This is a genomic window from Escherichia sp. WS2035, from assembly GCF_046487065.1.
Taxonomy (GTDB): domain Bacteria; phylum Pseudomonadota; class Gammaproteobacteria; order Enterobacterales; family Enterobacteriaceae; genus Escherichia; species Escherichia coli.
Genome location: NZ_JBJQKD010000005.1, coordinates 12,142 through 29,230 on the forward strand (window position 1 = coordinate 12,142; position 17,089 = coordinate 29,230).

The 17,089-nt window shown below is 52.0% G+C and carries 13 protein-coding genes; all 13 read right to left on the reverse strand.

Annotated elements, in window-relative coordinates; all coding sequences use genetic code 11:
• Positions 1-10: 10 nt before the first annotated feature.
• Complete coding sequence (gene ldcC, locus ACJHX4_RS10440; RefSeq protein WP_001021005.1) at positions 11-2,152, reverse strand: lysine decarboxylase LdcC; 2,142 nt, start codon at positions 2,150-2,152, stop codon at positions 11-13.
• A gap of 97 nt (positions 2,153-2,249) precedes the next feature.
• Complete coding sequence (gene accA / locus ACJHX4_RS10445; protein WP_000055741.1) at positions 2,250-3,209, reverse strand: acetyl-CoA carboxylase carboxyl transferase subunit alpha; 960 nt, start codon at positions 3,207-3,209, stop codon at positions 2,250-2,252.
• Between the two features lie 12 nt (positions 3,210-3,221).
• Complete coding sequence (gene dnaE, locus ACJHX4_RS10450) at positions 3,222-6,704, reverse strand: DNA polymerase III subunit alpha (RefSeq protein ID WP_001294788.1); 3,483 nt, start codon at positions 6,702-6,704, stop codon at positions 3,222-3,224.
• A 36-nt stretch (positions 6,705-6,740) separates the two neighbouring features.
• Positions 6,741-7,337, reverse strand: coding sequence for a ribonuclease HII (rnhB, locus tag ACJHX4_RS10455; protein ID WP_000569423.1), 597 nt, complete (start codon positions 7,335-7,337; stop codon positions 6,741-6,743).
• Positions 7,334-8,482: a lipid-A-disaccharide synthase gene (gene lpxB / locus ACJHX4_RS10460; RefSeq protein WP_000139678.1), complete on the reverse strand. Its 1,149-nt coding sequence runs from the start codon at positions 8,480-8,482 to the stop codon at positions 7,334-7,336. Before lpxB ends, rnhB begins: the two co-directional genes overlap by 4 nt.
• Positions 8,482-9,270 (reverse strand): acyl-ACP--UDP-N-acetylglucosamine O-acyltransferase, encoded by a 789-nt coding sequence (gene lpxA, locus ACJHX4_RS10465; protein ID WP_000565966.1) that lies wholly within the window; start codon positions 9,268-9,270, stop codon positions 8,482-8,484. The genes lpxB and lpxA overlap by 1 nt, the downstream gene beginning before the upstream one ends.
• Before the next feature lie 3 nt (positions 9,271-9,273).
• The gene (fabZ, locus tag ACJHX4_RS10470) at positions 9,274-9,729 is read right to left on the reverse strand and encodes a 3-hydroxyacyl-ACP dehydratase FabZ (RefSeq protein WP_000210739.1); all 456 of its coding nucleotides are present in this window, start codon (positions 9,727-9,729) and stop codon (positions 9,274-9,276) included.
• Between the two features lie 104 nt (positions 9,730-9,833).
• Positions 9,834-10,859 (reverse strand): UDP-3-O-(3-hydroxymyristoyl)glucosamine N-acyltransferase, encoded by a 1,026-nt coding sequence (gene lpxD / locus ACJHX4_RS10475; RefSeq protein ID WP_001139282.1) that lies wholly within the window; start codon positions 10,857-10,859, stop codon positions 9,834-9,836.
• 3 nt (positions 10,860-10,862) lie between these two features.
• Positions 10,863-11,348: a molecular chaperone Skp gene (skp, locus tag ACJHX4_RS10480; protein ID WP_000758956.1), complete on the reverse strand. Its 486-nt coding sequence runs from the start codon at positions 11,346-11,348 to the stop codon at positions 10,863-10,865.
• A gap of 121 nt (positions 11,349-11,469) precedes the next feature.
• The gene (bamA, locus tag ACJHX4_RS10485) at positions 11,470-13,902 is read right to left on the reverse strand and encodes an outer membrane protein assembly factor BamA (RefSeq protein ID WP_001240896.1); all 2,433 of its coding nucleotides are present in this window, start codon (positions 13,900-13,902) and stop codon (positions 11,470-11,472) included.
• A 29-nt stretch (positions 13,903-13,931) separates the two neighbouring features.
• Entirely contained in the window at positions 13,932-15,284 is a 1,353-nt protein-coding gene (rseP, locus tag ACJHX4_RS10490; protein WP_001295561.1) for a sigma E protease regulator RseP, read from the reverse strand.
• Positions 15,285-15,295: 11 nt separating this feature from the next.
• Positions 15,296-16,153, reverse strand: a complete 858-nt coding sequence (cdsA, locus tag ACJHX4_RS10495) for a phosphatidate cytidylyltransferase (protein ID WP_000922441.1) — start codon at positions 16,151-16,153, stop codon at positions 15,296-15,298.
• Between the two features lie 12 nt (positions 16,154-16,165).
• Positions 16,166-16,924, reverse strand: coding sequence for a (2E,6E)-farnesyl-diphosphate-specific ditrans,polycis-undecaprenyl-diphosphate synthase (gene ispU / locus ACJHX4_RS10500; protein WP_001295562.1), 759 nt, complete (start codon positions 16,922-16,924; stop codon positions 16,166-16,168).
• Positions 16,925-17,089: the final 165 nt, after the last annotated feature.

The following is a 17,089-nucleotide window of genomic DNA, read 5'->3' on the forward strand; positions in this document are numbered from 1 at the left end:
CTCTGGCAAGTTATCCCGCCATTTTTAGGACTCGTACGCGGTAAACGCCGTCTTCGTCCTGTTTCGCGCCGTGAATATCCGTTTCAAAACCGGGGTAATGTTGCCCTACGGAACAAAGCATCAGTAGAAAATCGAGTACCGTGCGGCTCTCTTCGGTAAGCATTTCTCCCGGCATCAGCAGCGGTACGCCGGGTGGATAAGGCAGGATCATATTTGCCGATACTCTACCGACCAGTTGTTCCAGCGCAATGGTTTCTACTTCGCCTTTAATCTGTCTCTGCCATGCCTGATGTGGCGTCATGATCATCTCCGGCAAGGTATCAAATGCCCGCAACATCAAACCGGGAAGATCGTGTTTACGAATCAGCTTATGGATCCCTTGCGCCAGATCCTGAATACGCATATTGCGGTAGAAATCGGGATCTTCTGCATAGAGATCGGGCAGCATATTTTTGATCCGCAGGTTGAGATCGTAAGAGCGCTTAAATTCCGTCAACCCACGCAATAATCCCATTGCTTTGGTTTTATCGATGCCAATACTAAAGAGAAACAGCAGGTTATAAGGGCCGGTTTTCTCTACTACGATCCCACGTTCGTCGAGGAATTTTGCCACCAGCGCCGCCGGGATCCCCTCCTCGCTCATATTGCCCTGCTCGTCCATTCCCGGTGTCAAAATAGTGACTTTAACCGGATCGAGAAACATGTGATTGGCATCCGCATCGCTAAAGCCGTGCCACTGTTCGCCAGGCGCAACGTGCCAGCATTCGGCTTCATCCACCTGCGGCGGTTGCCAGATATCGAAAAACCAGCTGTCAGACTCTTCCCGCAGCCGCTGGACCTCTTTGCGAAAATGCAGCGCTCGTTCTACTGAACGGTTAATCAGCCGTTTGCCCGGATTACCACGCAGCATCGCCGCCGCCGTCTCAACCGAAGCAACAATGGGATAACTGGGCGAGGTGGTGGTATGCATCATAAAGGCTTCGTTAAACGCCTCTTCGTCATACTCGCCTTTAATGTGGATCAGCGACGCCTGGGACAACGCCGCCAGCATTTTGTGGGTCGACTGCGTTTCGAAGATCACTTTTCCCGCAACACGCTCACCGCTCATACCACTTTTACCCTGGTAGATCGGATGAAAATGGGTGTACGGCACCCAGGCAGAATCGAAGTGAATCGACGGGACATCCAGCGTCTGTTTGATCCAGTCGGTGTTGTAGAGCAAGCCATCATAGGTGGAGTTGGTGATCACCGCATGAACCGGCCATTGTGCCTGCGTGGTGGCAGCGACTTTCTCTTCGATGCTGTCGCGAGTAAATTCACCGCGCGGGATCCCACCCAGAATCCCCAACGCATTACGCGTCGGTTTCAGCCAGACTGGCACTACATCGTTCATCATCAACAGATGCGCCAGCGATTTATGACAATTGCGGTCGATCAACAGCGTACTGCCGGATGGCGCGGCGTACATACCCACAATTTTGTTCGACGTCGATGTTCCATTAGTAACGATATAACTCTGTTCCGCGCCAAACGTCCGCGCGATGTACTCTTCCGCTTCCAGGTGTGGCCCGGTGTGGTCGAGCAACGAACCAAGCTCGGTGACCGAAATAGAGACGTCCGCCTTGAGGGTATTCCCGCCGAAAAAATCATAAAACAGACAGCCAACCGGGCTTTTTTGATATGCGGTACCGCCCATATGCCCCGGCGTACAAAAGGTGTACTTCCGCTCTTTGACGTAGGTAAACAAGGCTTTCGTAAACGGCGGCGTAATGTTATCAAGATATTCGTTGGTGTACTGACGCATACGAATGGCGATATCTTCCGCCTGCCCCAGCGCATATTCAAAAAACCAGAGCGCCATCCGCATATCCTGCACGCTGACATCCATCGTCGAGTGGGTGTTGATGAAGGCATAAAGCGGGAGATATTCATTAAGTTGATTGATATCGCTACATAAATCGAGACTGTACTCATCCCAGTCAAAAATCACGCCGCAAATTCGTGGGTTATGTTCGATAAACTTCAGCAAATCAACGCTGTTTTGTGGCCAGATAATCTGAAAGCCTTGCGCCACCAGCGCCGACTCCAGTTCTTTGATGGGCTCATCTTTATAAAAGACGCCATGCGGTCCCATAATGGCAATGATGTTCATGTGTTCCTCCTGGAAAATCCTTCCTTAATCATAGCCTGCTCAAACCGTGGCGATAAAAAAGGGCCACCGAAGTGACCCTTTTCAGAACATTTGCCGATTACGCGTAGCCGTAGCTCATCAGGCGCTGATAACGACGATTTTTTAAATCTTCAGTGCTTAACACGTCGAGATCGGCCAGATCCGCCAGCAGCTGCGCTTTCAGAGACGCCGCCATCGCTTCCGGGTTACGGTGAGCACCGCCCAGCGGTTCCGGGATGATGGAGTCGATCAGTTTCAGCTCTTTCAGACGCGGAGCGATGATACCCATCGCTTCAGCCGCCAGCGGCGCTTTGTCAGCGCTCTTCCACAGAATGGACGCACAACCTTCCGGCGAGATAACGGAATAGGTGCTGTATTGCAGCATATTCACTTTATCGCCCACGCCAATCGCCAGCGCACCACCAGAACCACCTTCACCGATAACCGTACAAACTACCGGTACGCCGAGGCGAGACATTTCACGCAGGTTGCGTGCAATGGCTTCCGACTGACCACGTTCTTCTGCGCCCACGCCCGGATATGCCCCCGGGGTGTCGATAAAGGTGATGATAGGCATCTTAAAACGTTCAGCCATTTGCATCAGACGCAGTGCTTTGCGGTAACCTTCTGGCGCTGGCATACCAAAGTTACGGCGAATTTTTTCTTTGGTTTCACGACCTTTTTGATGACCAATGATCATCACCGGACGACCATCGAGACGGGCGATACCACCGACGATAGCTTTATCGTCTGCATACGCGCGGTCGCCAGCCAGTTCGTCAAATTCATCAAATGCCAGGCGAACGTAATCCAGGGTATAAGGACGCTGTGGATGGCGTGCCAGTTGCGCAATCTGCCATGCACCGAGATCGGCGAAGATTTTACGCGTCAGTTCTACGCTTTTTTCACGCAGACGATGCACTTCTTCATCGATGTTAATATCCAGTTTCTCATCCTGACGGCTAACCGCAGTCAGAGAATCGATTTTCGCTTCCAGCTCTGCAATCGGCTGTTCAAAATCAAGGAAATTCAGACTCATAGTATTCCTGTATTAGTCAAACTCCAGTTCCACCTGCTCCGAACCAATGAGGCCACGGAGATCGTTTAATAAACGATCGCTCGGAGAGACACGCCACGTCGCGCCAAAACGCAATCGCGCGCGTGCATCCGCCCTCTGATAGTAGAGATGTACTGGAATTGTCCCAGAGCGGTGGGGTTCCAGAGACTGACGGAGTCGGTTTAAAAGCTGGTCATCAATTTGCCTGTCCGTCAGCGAGATAGCAAGCCCGCGAGCATATTTTTCCCGGGCTTCGTCAATATCCATCACTTCGCGAGCAGTCATTTTAAGCCCACCGCTGAAGTCATCAAAGCTGACCTGTCCGCTGACGATAAGTATGCGGTCTTTTTCCAGCAATTGCTGGTATTTATCCAGGGCGTCAGTAAACAACATCACTTCCAGCCGCCCGGAACGGTCATCCAGCGTGCAGATACCGATACGATTGCCGCGCTTGGTGACCATAACCCGCGCGGCAACAACGAGCCCCGCAGCCGTGATGACTTTACCACGTTCTGTCGGGTGCATGTCTTTCAGCCTTACGCCTCCGACATAACGCTCAATTTCTTTTAAATACTGGTTGATAGGGTGTCCCGTGAGGTACAGACCTAACGTTTCACGTTCCCCATCTAACACCACCTGCTCCGGCCACGGTTGGCAGCTGGCGTAGGATTGTTCAATTTGTTCCGGCTCTTCGGCCAGCACGCCGAACATATCGGCCTGACCGATAGCTTCCGCTTTCGCGTGTTGATCTGCCGCTTTTAACGCATCGCCCAGCGAGTTCATCAGCGCCGCGCGGTGTGGCCCAAGACGGTCAAACGCCCCGGACATGATCAGTTTTTCCAGCACCCGCCGGTTTAACTTTTTGGTGTCGGTACGGGCGCAGAGATCAAACAGTTCGCGGAAGTAGCCGCCTTTATTACGGGCTTCGATGATGGCCTCAATCGGGCCTTCACCTACCCCTTTGATCGCGCCAATACCATACACGATTTCGCCGTCGTCGTTGACGTGGAAATGGTAAAGACCGGAGTTTATATCTGGTGGCAGGATTTTCAGCCCCATCCGCCAGCACTCATCCACCAGGCCCACCACCTTCTCGGTGTTGTCCATATCGGCGGTCATTACCGCCGCCATAAACTCTGCCGGATAATGTGCCTTCAGCCATAACGTTTGATATGACACCAAAGCATAGGCCGCCGAGTGCGATTTGTTAAATCCGTAACCCGCGAATTTCTCCACCAGGTCGAAGATTTTCATCGCCAGTTCGGCGTTGATTCCGTTCTTTTCTGCACCTTCAGCAAATACAGAACGCTGCTTAGCCATCTCTTCCGGCTTTTTCTTACCCATCGCACGACGCAGCATATCCGCGCCACCGAGGGTATAACCAGAAAGCACCTGGGCAATCTGCATGACCTGTTCCTGATACAGGATGATGCCGTAGGTTGGCTCCAGTACCGGTTTCAGGCTTTCATGCTGCCACTGCACGTCCGGATAGGAGATCTCTTCGCGACCATGTTTACGGTCGATAAAGTTATCCACCATCCCTGATTGCAACGGGCCGGGGCGGAACAGTGCCACCAGTGCGATCATATCTTCGAAGCAGTCAGGTTGCAGACGCTTGATCAGGTCTTTCATGCCGCGCGATTCAAGCTGGAATACCGCCGTGGTTTCCGAGCGTTGCAGCATGTCGAAGCTTTTCTTGTCATCCAGCGGGATCGCGGCGATATCCAGCGGGGGCTCGCCATTCTTCGCCCGCCGCTTGTTGATCATCTCCAGCGCCCAGTTGATGATGGTGAGCGTACGCAAACCGAGGAAGTCGAACTTCACCAGCCCGGCGTATTCAACGTCGCTTTTATCAAACTGGGTGACCGGATGTTTGCCCTCTTCATCGCAATAAAGCGGCGCAAAATCAGTAATTTTGGTCGGCGCGATAACCACCCCACCGGCGTGCTTACCGGCGTTACGGGTGACCCCTTCCAGTTTGCGCGCCATGTCGATCAGCGCCTTAACTTCTTCATCCGCTTCGTAGATTTCCGGCAGCTGCGGCTCGGCTTCAAACGCTTTCGCCAGCGTCATACCCGGATCGGGCGGGATCAGTTTCGAGATACGATCGACAAATCCGTACGGATGCCCCAATACACGGCCTACGTCGCGGATCACCGCTTTCGCCGCCATCGTACCGAAGGTGATAATCTGCGATACCGCATCGCGACCGTACATGTCCGCCACATGTTCGATAACCTGGTCACGTTTCTCCATACAGAAGTCAACGTCGAAGTCAGGCATGGAGACACGTTCCGGGTTAAGGAAACGTTCGAACAGCAGGTCAAATTCCAGCGGATCGAGATCGGTGATTTTTAACGCGTAGGCCACCAGTGACCCTGCACCAGAACCACGGCCTGGCCCTACCGGTACACCGTTATCTTTCGACCACTGGATAAATTCCATAACGATGAGGAAGTAACCCGGGAAGCCCATCTGGTTGATAACCTGAAGTTCAGTATCCAGACGTTCGTCATACTCCGGACGACGCTTAAGACGTTCTTCCTCGTCAGGGAATAAAAATGCCAGACGCTCTTCCAGGCCTTCTTTTGCACGCTTGACCAGATAATCTTCGGTACTCATGTCCCCGGTCGGGAATTGCGGCAAGAAGTATTCACCCAGACGCACAGTTACGTTACAACGTTTGGCTATCTCAACGGTGTTGGCAAGGGCTTCGGGAATGTCGGCAAAAAGCTCGCACATCTCCTCTTCGCTACGCATATATTGCTGCGGCGAATAGTTACGCGGGCGTTTAGGATCGTCGAGGGTAAAGCCGTCGTGGATCGCGACGCGGATTTCGTGTGCGTCAAAGTCGCTGCTGTCGATAAAGCGCACGTCGTTGGTCGCCACAACGGGCAAACCGCGTGATTCCGCCAGTTCCACCGCAGCGTGCAGATAGCTTTCTTCGTCCGGCCTGCCGGTGCGGATCAGCTCGAGAAAATAGCGATCCGGGAAGTGTTCTTCATAAAACGCGACACACTCATCTACCAGCGCGCTGTTACCACGCAAAAGACTGCGTCCAACGTCGCCCATGCGCCCGCCGGAAAGAAGGATCAACCCTTCGTTTAATTCGATAAGCCAGTCGCGATCGATGATCGGCCCGGCGGCACCGTACCCGCGCTGATACGCTTTTGAGATCAGCAACGTCAGATTCTGATAGCCGGTATTGTTCGCCGCCAGCACCGTCAGGTGAGTTAACTCATCACCCAGCAGGTCGCACTGGACGTTAAAATCCGCCCCGACGATGGGCTTAATCCCTGCGCCATGTCCCGCTCCGTAGAACTTCACCAGACCGCAAAGGTTGGTGAAATCGGTGATCGCCAGTGCTGGCATACCCAACGCTGCCGCCTTTTTTACCAGCGGTGCGGTTTTGGCCAGGCCATCGATCATCGAGTAGTCACTGTGCACCCGCAGGTGTACGAAACGTGGTTCAGACATCTTCAGATTCCGGTTTACTTAATCTCGACACAAGAATCAGGACGCAAGTCCCAGTGCGCGTTTGACAGGCCCAAAGCTGCGCCGATGGTGTTCGGTCGCGCCGTGTTCAGCCAGTTTTTCCAGATGAAAAGCGGTTGGATACCCTTTGTGTTGGGCAAAACCATATTGCGGGAAAACAATATCCAGCGCCGCCATTTCGGCGTCACGCGTCACTTTCGCCAGGATAGACGCGGCACTGATTTCCGGTACGCGGCTATCGCCTTTCACCACAGCCATCGAAGGCATCGGTAATTTCGGGCAGCGGTTACCATCAATCAACACATATTCCGGCGCAATATGCAGTCCAGCGACGGCACGCTGCATCGCCAGCATGGTCGCATGTAAAATATTCAGTTCGTCGATTTCGTGAGGTTCCGCGCGGCCCAGACTCCAGCTCAACGCTTTCTCTTTGATCTCTTCACAGAGCGCCAGACGGCGTTTTTCGCTCAGCTTTTTGGAATCATTCAGCCCGGCAATCGGGCGCGCCGGGTCAAGGATCACCGCAGCGGTGACGACCGCGCCAACTAACGGCCCGCGTCCGACTTCATCCACACCCGCAACCAGCTGCGTGTGCGGATAGACAAATTCGATCATTGTGCTAACTCCAGAACGGCTTGTGCCGCCTGCTCATCGGCATTGCAGCGGATCTGCTGATGCAGCTCGCGGAAGGTGTCGTGCATCGCATGGCTGGTTTTCCCGTTCGCCAACAGCGGTAACAGCGCCGCAGCCAATTTTTGCGGCTCACACTCTTCCTGCAATAACTCTTTGACTAACTCTCTGCCCGCCAGCAGATTTGGCAGCGAGACATAATCAGTTTTCACCAGTCGCTTCGCCAGCCAGAAGGTGAAAGGCTTCATGCGATATCCCACTACCATCGGGCATTTAGCCAGCATACACTCCAGTGCTGCCGTACCCGACGCCAGTAGCGCCGCATCACTGGCGACCATCGCCTCACGGCCCATTCCATCCAGCAAATGAACCGACAGGTCTGGCGCGACTGCAGCTTTGATGCGTTCAAACTGCTCACGGCGTTTGGCATTCACCAGCGGCACCACGATTTCGAGATCCGGATATGTCTGGCGCAAAAGCTGGGCCGTTTTCAGGAAATCGGCACTAAGCATTTCGACTTCTGCACCACGGCTGCCCGGCAACAATGCCAGACAGTGGGCATCGTAAGGGATCCCCAGCACATCACGGGCACCATTTTTATCTGGATCTAATGGCATGGCATCAGCCATGGTATGACCGATAAAGCGGCACGGTACGTTGTATTTGTCATAAAACGCTTTTTCGAAAGGCAGAAATGCGAGCACCAGATCGGTGGCTCTGCCTATTTTGAAAACGCGTTTCTGTCGCCACGCCCAGACGGACGGACTGACGTAATGAATGGTTTTGATACCCTGCTTTTTGAGGTTACCTTCAAGAGTAATATTGAAGTCAGGCGCATCAATACCAACAAAAACATCTGGCTTCAGTTCGCCAAAACGCTTTGTCAGATCGGCACGAATATGTAGTAAGCGACGCAGACGACCGAGCACTTCAACAATGCCCATCACTGCCAGTTCTTCCATTTCGTACCAGGCTTCGCAGCCTTCAGCCTGCATTCGTGGCCCGGCAACACCAACAAAGCGGGCGTTGGGCACACGTTCTTTCAGAGCGCGGATTAAACCGGCCCCCAGGATATCGCCGGAGGTTTCTCCGGCGACCAGGGCAATCGTTAATGGACGCTGTTCAGTCATTAACGAATCAGACCGCGCGTTGAGCGTGCAAAGAAATCGGTAAAGGCTTTCACTTCCGGATATGTTTCCGCCAGTTCAGCAATTTCCGGTTTCACTTCATCGAGCGTCTTACCGCTACGATAAATCAGCTTATACGCATTGCGGATAGCGGTAATCGCCTCACGGCTGAATCCGCGGCGCTTCAGCCCTTCGATATTGACACCGAACGGCGTTGCGTGGTTACCCTGCGCAATGACATAAGGAGGGACGTCCTGCGCCACACCGGAGCAGCCGCCAACCATCACATGCGCACCAATGATGCAGAACTGATGGACTGCGGTCATGCCGCCGATGATCGCGAAGTCGTCAACCGATACGTGACCCGCCAGCGTTGCGTTGTTGGCGAGGATGCAGCGGTTACCTACCGTACAATCGTGCGCAATGTGCGCGTTGATCATCAGTAAGTTGTCGCTGCCCACCTTCGTCAATCCACCGCCCTGGACTGTGCCACGATGAATGGTGACGCTTTCGCGAATGCGGTTACGATCGCCGATTTCCACGCGGGTCGGTTCGCCAGCATATTTCAGATCCTGGTTAACTTCGCCGATGGAGGCGAACTGATAAATCTCATTATCGCGGCCAATTTTAGTATGACCATTCACGACAACGTGAGATTTCAGTACGGTACCCTCACCAATTTCGACATGGGGTCCAACGATACAAAAAGGACCAATGTGAGCGTTCGCGCCAATCGACGCGCCCTCTTCCACAATGGCGGTTGGATGCACAAAGGCGGATTTATCAATCACGTATCAGGCCTCCCGGCTACGAGCACACATCATCGTTGCTTCGCAAACTACTTTACCGTCGACCAGAGCAACCCCTTTAAAACGGGTCAGGCCGCGGCGCGTTTTTTCGAAAGTGACTTCCATGATCATTTGATCGCCAGGCACGACCGGGCGCTTAAAGCGCGCTTCGTCAATACCGGCGAAGTAGTACAGCTCACCCGGTTCCAGTTTTCCTACGCTTTTAAACGCCAGAATACCTGTTGCCTGTGCCATTGCTTCCAGAATCAGCACACCCGGGAAAATCGGTTTTCCAGGGAAATGGCCCTGGAAGAATGGCTCATTGACAGAGACATTTTTTACTGCGCGCAGAAAACGACCTTCTTCAAAATCCAGCACGCGATCCACCAGTAAGAACGGGAAACGGTGCGGCAGAAGTTCTAAAATCTCTTCAATCTGCAGAGTATGAGTGTTAGTAGTCAAGATACTCTTCCTGTCAAAATATAAGAAACGACAATAATAACACGGCCTGCCGCAATCGTAAGAATGAGACAGGCCGTAAAGTTTGGCGAACAAAAGATGGAACGTTAGTCTTGTTGATTAACCTTGCGCTCAAGCGATTTCAGACGCTTGCTCATGTCATCAATGTTCATCACCAGTGCAGCGGTTTTGCGCCAGACTTTGTTGGGTTGCAGCGGAATGCCTGAGGAATAGACGCCTGGTTCAGTGATGGGACGCATCACCATACCCATGCCCGTAACCGTCACTTTGTCGCATATTTCCATATGCCCGTTGATTACGCTGGCTCCGCCGATCATGCAGTAACGACCAATTTTCAGGCTGCCCGCCATAATGACGCCACCGGCAACTGCCGTATTGTCGCCAATCACGACGTTATGTGCAATCTGGCACTGGTTATCAATGATCACACCATTGCCAATAACAGTGTCATCCAGCGCGCCACGATCAATAGTAGTGCAGGCACCGATCTCCACGCGATCGCCAATAATTACCCGACCAATCTGTGGGATCTTCACCCAGTTACCACGATCGTTGGCATAACCAAAGCCGTCTGCGCCTACCACTGTTCCGGACTGGATCAGGCAATTCTGACCGATCTGGATCTCATGGTAAATGGTTACGTTCGCCCAGAGACGCGAACCTGCACCGATTTTGCTGTTTTTACCTACGAAGCAACCGGCACCGATAATCACGTTATCGCCCAGTTCAACGCCGGACTCAATCACCGCGTTAGCGCCAATCGATACGTTGTTACCCAGCTTCGCCGTCGCGTCAATCACCGCACTGGGTGCAATGTTCTGCGCGGGCTGCGGCGTGGTATCTAAAATTTGCGCCATGCGCGCGTAAGTCAGGTAGGGATTCTTCACTACCAGCGCGGCACTTTTCGCGAAAGGAAGATCGTCCTGGGTCATGACAACCGCGGACGCCTGGCACAAGCCTAAATGCTCACGGTATTTTGGGTTAACCATGAACGTAATGTGACCTGTTTGTGCAGATTGCATGGACGCAACGCCGGTGATGACGATATCGCCATCACCGTGTAGTTCTGCATCCAACTGCTGCGCTAAATCAGCCAGTCGAATTGAAGGCATTACTTATTTAACCTGTTTCAGTACGTCGGCAGTGATGTCTTTTACATCGCTGCTGTTGTAAGCAACGGCGTTTGCATCAACAACCAGATCGATATCCTGGCTGTTGGCAACGGATTTCACAGCAGTCTGGATACGAGTAACCAGTTTGCCGCGTTCTTCGTTGGAACGACGTGCGCGATCCTGCTCAAAAGCCTGCGCTTTCTGAGCAAAAGTCTGGCGCTGAGCCATCACGTCTTTTTCCAGCTTAGTGCGATCGCTGCCCGCTTTCATGGACTGCAGCTTTTTCATTTTAGCCTGCAGATCGGTTTCCATACGCTGCAGTTCGCTGGCACGGCCTTTGAACTCGTTTTCCAGCGTGTTAGAAACACCGGTTTTCTGCGCTACCTGCTGGAACAGGCTGCCCATATTGACGATTGCAATTTTGTCAGCCGCCTGAGCAGAAGTTGCCAGTGCTAAACCGAGACCTGCAGCTAATAACCACTTTTTCACAATAAACTCCTTACCATCCCATTTGCACCGGAGGGTGCAGTTCTTTGCGTGGCCCGGCGATCTTATATTGATCGCCTAAAGTCATCGCTACACTACCACTACATTCCTTTGTGGAGAACACTTACCAGGTTTTACCGATGTTAAACTGGAACTGTTCTGCCTTGTCTCCATCGTACTTTTTGAACGGCTGGGCGTAGGAGAACACCAACGGCCCCAATGGGGACATCCATTGTAATGCGATACCCGCAGACATACGGATATTGCTTGGATCACTATAGTCCGGATATCCAGAATATTGGCTGGAATCCCAGTTTGTATCCCAAACGGTACCCATATCCCAGAAGAAGGAAGTACGAACCGAGTTAGCATACTTATCGCTAATAAACGGCGTCGGGGTGATGAACTCGAGGCTGGCAACCGCCATGGCGTTACCGCCTACAGCATCATCCGATTTACACAGATCTTTCGCGCCGTCCTGAGTCGCACATTCGTAATCATAGTCCGGATCATAATTACTGGCCTGATGCGGGAAGTAAACTGCTTTCGGACCAATGGTATTGGACTGGAAGCCACGCACGGTGCTGGAACCACCGGCATAGAAGTTCTCATAGAACGGCATCTCTTTGCCGCCTAAACCATCACCATAACCCCAACGGGTACGACCCAGAACAACCCATTTGTGATCGTCATCAATCGGCACATAAGTCGCCGTGTCTAACGTCACTTTGTAGTATTCGTTATCCGATCCCGGAATGGTCACTTTACCGGTCAGGTTGACACGTGAACCATCTGTCGGGAAGTAACCACGGTCAAGCTTGTTATAGGTCCAACCATAGTTGAACGTGAAGTCGTCCGTTTTGAAGCTGTTATCCTGATCAGAGGTGCTCGGATGTTCACCCATAGAGTACAGATAACGCCACATCGCAACCTGAGGCTGCATGTTGGACAGGGAGTTATGTACATAACCCAGACCTGCACGCAGCGAGTTATATTCGTTGATCGGGAAGCCCAACGTCACGTCTGTACCATAACTCTTGTTGGTATAGTCGGACAGGTCGGCGTCATCTGCCTGGAAGTCATTATAGAAGAGACGACCACCGAGGCTTACGCCATCTACGGTGAAGTACGGGTTGGTTACCGACAGTTCAGCATAGGTCTGGTAATCGTTTTTGGTCCCGTTGATACCAACAGCATAACCCGTACCTAACCAGTTATCCTGTTGCACACCAGCCTGGAAGCTCACGCCACTTTCAGTACCGTAACCAATCCCGAAGTTGAAGCTACCGGTGTTACGTTCTTTCACCTTGTAAACTACATCAACCTGATCCGGGCTCCCCGGAACACGTTGGGTATCGGTATCGACAGTTTCAAAGAAGCCCAGACGGTTCAGACGCTCCTTACCCTGATCGACCAGATCGCTCCCCAGCCATGCACCTTCCATCTGACGCATTTCGCGACGCAGGACAGCATCTTTCGAGGTATCGTTACCTTCAAAACGGATCTTACGCACATAGAAACGGTTACCCGCATCAACGTTCACGCGTAATTTAACGGTTTTGTCGGCATCGTTAATTTCAGGCATCGACTGTACGCGCGGATAGGCATAACCATAGCGACCAAGAAGCTTTTTAATGTCATCTTCCATTTTGGTCACTTTGGTGCCGTTATACAGCTCGCCCGGCTCGATCTTAGTCAGTTGCTCAATTTCAGCGGAGTGCCCGGCAAGATTGCCGCTCACTTCAACGCCAGAAAGCTTGTACTGATCGCCTTCGGTGATGTTCACCGTGACGTAAATACCTTTTTTATCTGGCGTCAGACTGACCTGGGTAGAATCGATGTTGAAACGGGCATAACCGCGATCCAGATAGTAACTGCGCAGGGTTTCAAGGTCGCCCGCCAGTTTCTGTTTCTGGTATTTACGATCGCCTACCACGTTCCACCACGGCACTTCGTCACGCAGTTGGAAATGAGAGATCAGTTCATCGGTGGTGAAAGCATGGTTACCAACAATGTTAATTTGCTGGATTTCAGCTGACACACCTTCCTGGAACACCAGTTTTAGGTCAACACGGTTGCGCGGCAGCGGGGTCACGACAGCTTTAACGCTGGCGCTATATTTACCGACGCTGTAGTAGAAGTCTTCCAGACCTTTCTCGATATCGGCAATGGTGGTGCGATCGAGGGATTCGCCCACACGCACACCAGAAGCCTCGAGGTTTTGCTTCAGCATGTCATCTTTCACCGATTTGTTACCGGAGAAAGTAATGCTGGCAATGGTCGGACGTTCTTTTACCTGAACCAGAAGGGTATCACCATCACGAAGGACGCGAACATCCTCAAAGTTGCCGGTAGCAAACAGAGCGCGAATGGTATTACTGATATCTTCATCATTAACCGTGTCGCCTGTGCGCACCGGCATACTGAGGAGGGCCGCACCAACGGCGACACGCTGAAGGCCTTCGAAATGAATATCTTTCACTACGAACCCTTCAGCACCGTATACGGTGGCGCTGCTAAACAGCAGCGACGCTATGAGCAACTTTTTCATCGCCATCGTTATTATGCGTTCTTCCTAACTAACTCTCATAACCGAGAGAAATCATTGAAAAGTGCAAGCCCCATTAACAGCACCAGCAGAATCGAGCCAATGCGATAACAAAAGTCTTGAACCCGCTCGGATACCGGTCCGCCCTTGATCTTTTCGATCGCAAGGAACAGCAGATGCCCCCCGTCAAGTACGGGCAACGGAAACAGGTTAATTATCCCTAAGTTCACGCTAATAAGCGCAAGAAACGGCAGGTAATAAACTACCCCGAGTTCCGCTGTCATCCCAGCCCCCTTGGCGATAGAGATCGGCCCACTGAGGTTGTTCAGTTTCACATCACCGGTGATCAATTTTCCCAGCATACTGACCGTCAGCTTCATCAACTGCCACGTTTTGTCCGTGGCTTCGACGATAGCGTTGAACGGCCCATACTGGCGTACAACTTTATACTCATCAGGCAAAGGAATGACTTTCGGCTCAATACCGACAAAACCAATCGCTTTACCATTACCCGGTTTACTCTCCGGGATTAATGTCAAAGACAAGGGACTCCCCTGTCTTTCGATTTCTAACGCTAAGGATTTACCCGGGTTATCCCGGACAAGCATCACAAAGGTCACCCACTGCGTTAAGGGCTGACCATCGACTTTAACGATCCTGTCGCCTGCTTGCAAACCTGCCTTGCTTGCCGCCGAGTTTGGCTGCACATTTTCCAGTACAGGTTCAATTTGCGGCCCACGAGGACGAATCCCCAACGAAGATACCGGATCTTCTTTATCAGGCTCAAACGCCCAGTGACGTAAATCGAGCTTTACATCCCGCCGTTGGTCGCTGCCAAATGGCGCTACCGTAATGGTGGTGCTTTCATCGCCAATTTTATCGACCAACTGCAAACGCACGGCATCCCAATCAGGCGTTTCGATACCATCTACGGCTTTTAGTTCCGTACCTGGTGCAATTTGTGCTTCCGCAGCTATCGAATTGGCTGCTATTTCACCAACCACCGGACGTACGCCAGGCACACCAATAATAAAAACCAGCCAGTAGGCAAAGATAGCAAAAATGAAGTTTGCAACTGGACCTGCGGCAATAATCGCCGCTCGTTGGCCGACAGATTTATTATTGAAGGCATGGTGGCGGAGTTCCGGAACGACCGGTTCTGCGCGCTCATCCAGCATTTTGACATAACCGCCCAACGGGATCAGGGCGATAACATATTCGGTGCCGAGCTTATCAGTTCGCCGCCAGAGCGCCTTACCAAACCCTATTGAGAAACGCTCAACGCGAACACCACAACGCCGGGCAACCCAGAAATGACCAAATTCATGCACGGTGATAAGTACACCCAGTGCAACGATGAACGAAGCCAAATCCCAGAGAAAACTCAGCATATTACCTTCCGTTAAAGCGTCCTGAATACCAGTAACAACAAGCAAGCAAAGACCGGTACCGCAGCCGTCAGGCTATCAATACGATCTAAAATACCACCGTGTCCTGGAATTAAATGACCGCTGTCCTTAATTCCCGCTTCACGCTTAAACATACTTTCGGTCAGATCGCCGAGCACTGAGGCTAACGCTGCGACAATAGAGCAAATGAGTAAGGTGACGGGAGCGACGTCGAGATTCACCCACATGCCATAACCCCATGAGATTACCGCTGCGGTCACGAGTCCACCGATAAAGCCTTGCCAGGTTTTACCCGGAGAAACCTTCGGTGCCAGTTTATGTTTACCAAACAATTTGCCAAACATATATGCGCCAGAGTCAGCGCCCCATACCAGGATCATGACATAGAGCAGCCATATTGCGCCACTGTAATGATTCTCGTCGTAGTGCCAGGCCCGTAACGCCAGCATGCCCCAGAAGAAGGGAACAATGGTTAGCACGCCAAAAATAATGCGCAATGTTTTAGAGTTACGCCAGATTGCTGCGGAACCTGGGTAAAACAGCACCAGCAATAGCGCGACAATCCACCAACCCAGCGAAGCCCAAAGTGAGATTTCAACCAGCGGTTGATGAATATTTCGGTGATATTCCGGCAACAGAAAAAGCATCAGCGCCAACAATAACCCGCATAACACCGCCAACCATACTCGCTGCGAACGAGTGGTAAAACCGCTAAGCTGTCCCCATTCCCACGCTGCCAGCATACAGACCACCAGCGTTACAATGGCGAACCCCACCGGCGGCAACAGAAACAACGCCGCGATGACGACGGGTATTAACACAAAAGCAGATATCAGGCGATACTTCAGCAAAAGCGACCCCCATCAGGCTGTTTCATCACCGGGCTCGGTGCCGCCGAAACGACGCTCTCGATTAGCAAAGGCATTTAACGCCCCTTCAAAGTCTTGTTCATCGAAATCGGGCCAGAGAACATCTGTAAAGTAAAGTTCGGCATAGGCAATTTGCCAAAGCAAAAAGTTACTAATGCGATGCTCCCCCCCAGTCCTAATTACTAAATCTACAGGGGCCAGTTCATGCATACAGACATGCTGGTTTAGCATCTCTTCATCTATCTGATCTGGTTGCAGGTTTCCTTGCTGCACCTTTTCAGCCAGTTGCCTGACTCCCTGGACTATATCCCAACGTCCACCGTAGTTCGCCGCAATATTCAGCGTCAGACCGGTATTCCCGGCTGTTAGCGCTTCAGATTTACGAATACGTTCTTGCAAACGCGAGTTAAAGCGACTGGTATCGCCAATAATACGCAGACGCACGTTATGTCGGTGCAGACTTTTTACTTCGCTATCTAGCGCCCACACAAACAGTTCCATTAACGCACTGACTTCCTGCGCTGGTCGGTTCCAGTTTTCACTACTAAAGGCATACAGCGTTAACGCCTCAATACCGTTGTTGGCCGCAAAAGAGACAGCCCGGCGGACGGATTTTGCCCCGGCTTTATGCCCAAAGGCACGAATCTTCCCTTGCTTTTTTGCCCAGCGACCATTGCCGTCCATAATGATCGCAACATGACGACAGCCATGCGCTGGCAATTTTTCGCTAAGTGGTTGAGTAGCAGACAACATCACGCGTTTCTTATTCCCTGACAGGGTTTACGGTACTCAGGAATACTGAAGCCTATACAAAAAAAAGCCGTGTAAAACCACGGCATACCTGACCTTATAAAGCCAACTACTTACGATCAGATGGCGCAGACTATATCACTGAAGCCCTACGCTAACAAATAGCGC

Bases quoted from the DNA above. Each gene is read 5' to 3' on its own strand.
- ldcC (WP_001021005.1), bottom strand. From the start codon at position 2,152: ATGAACATCATTGCCATTATGGGACCGCATGGCGTCTTTTATAAAGAT.
- accA (WP_000055741.1), bottom strand. From the start codon at position 3,209: ATGAGTCTGAATTTCCTTGATTTTGAACAGCCGATTGCAGAGCTGGAA.
- dnaE (WP_001294788.1), bottom strand. From the start codon at position 6,704: ATGTCTGAACCACGTTTCGTACACCTGCGGGTGCACAGTGACTACTCG.
- rnhB (WP_000569423.1), bottom strand. From the start codon at position 7,337: ATGATCGAATTTGTCTATCCGCACACGCAGCTGGTTGCGGGTGTGGAT.
- lpxB (WP_000139678.1), bottom strand. From the start codon at position 8,482: ATGACTGAACAGCGTCCATTAACGATTGCCCTGGTCGCCGGAGAAACC.
- lpxD (WP_001139282.1), bottom strand. From the start codon at position 10,859: ATGCCTTCAATTCGACTGGCTGATTTAGCGCAGCAGTTGGATGCAGAA.
- bamA (WP_001240896.1), bottom strand. From the start codon at position 13,902: ATGGCGATGAAAAAGTTGCTCATAGCGTCGCTGCTGTTTAGCAGCGCC.
- rseP (WP_001295561.1), bottom strand. From the start codon at position 15,284: ATGCTGAGTTTTCTCTGGGATTTGGCTTCGTTCATCGTTGCACTGGGT.
- ispU (WP_001295562.1), bottom strand. From the start codon at position 16,924: ATGTTGTCTGCTACTCAACCACTTAGCGAAAAATTGCCAGCGCATGGC.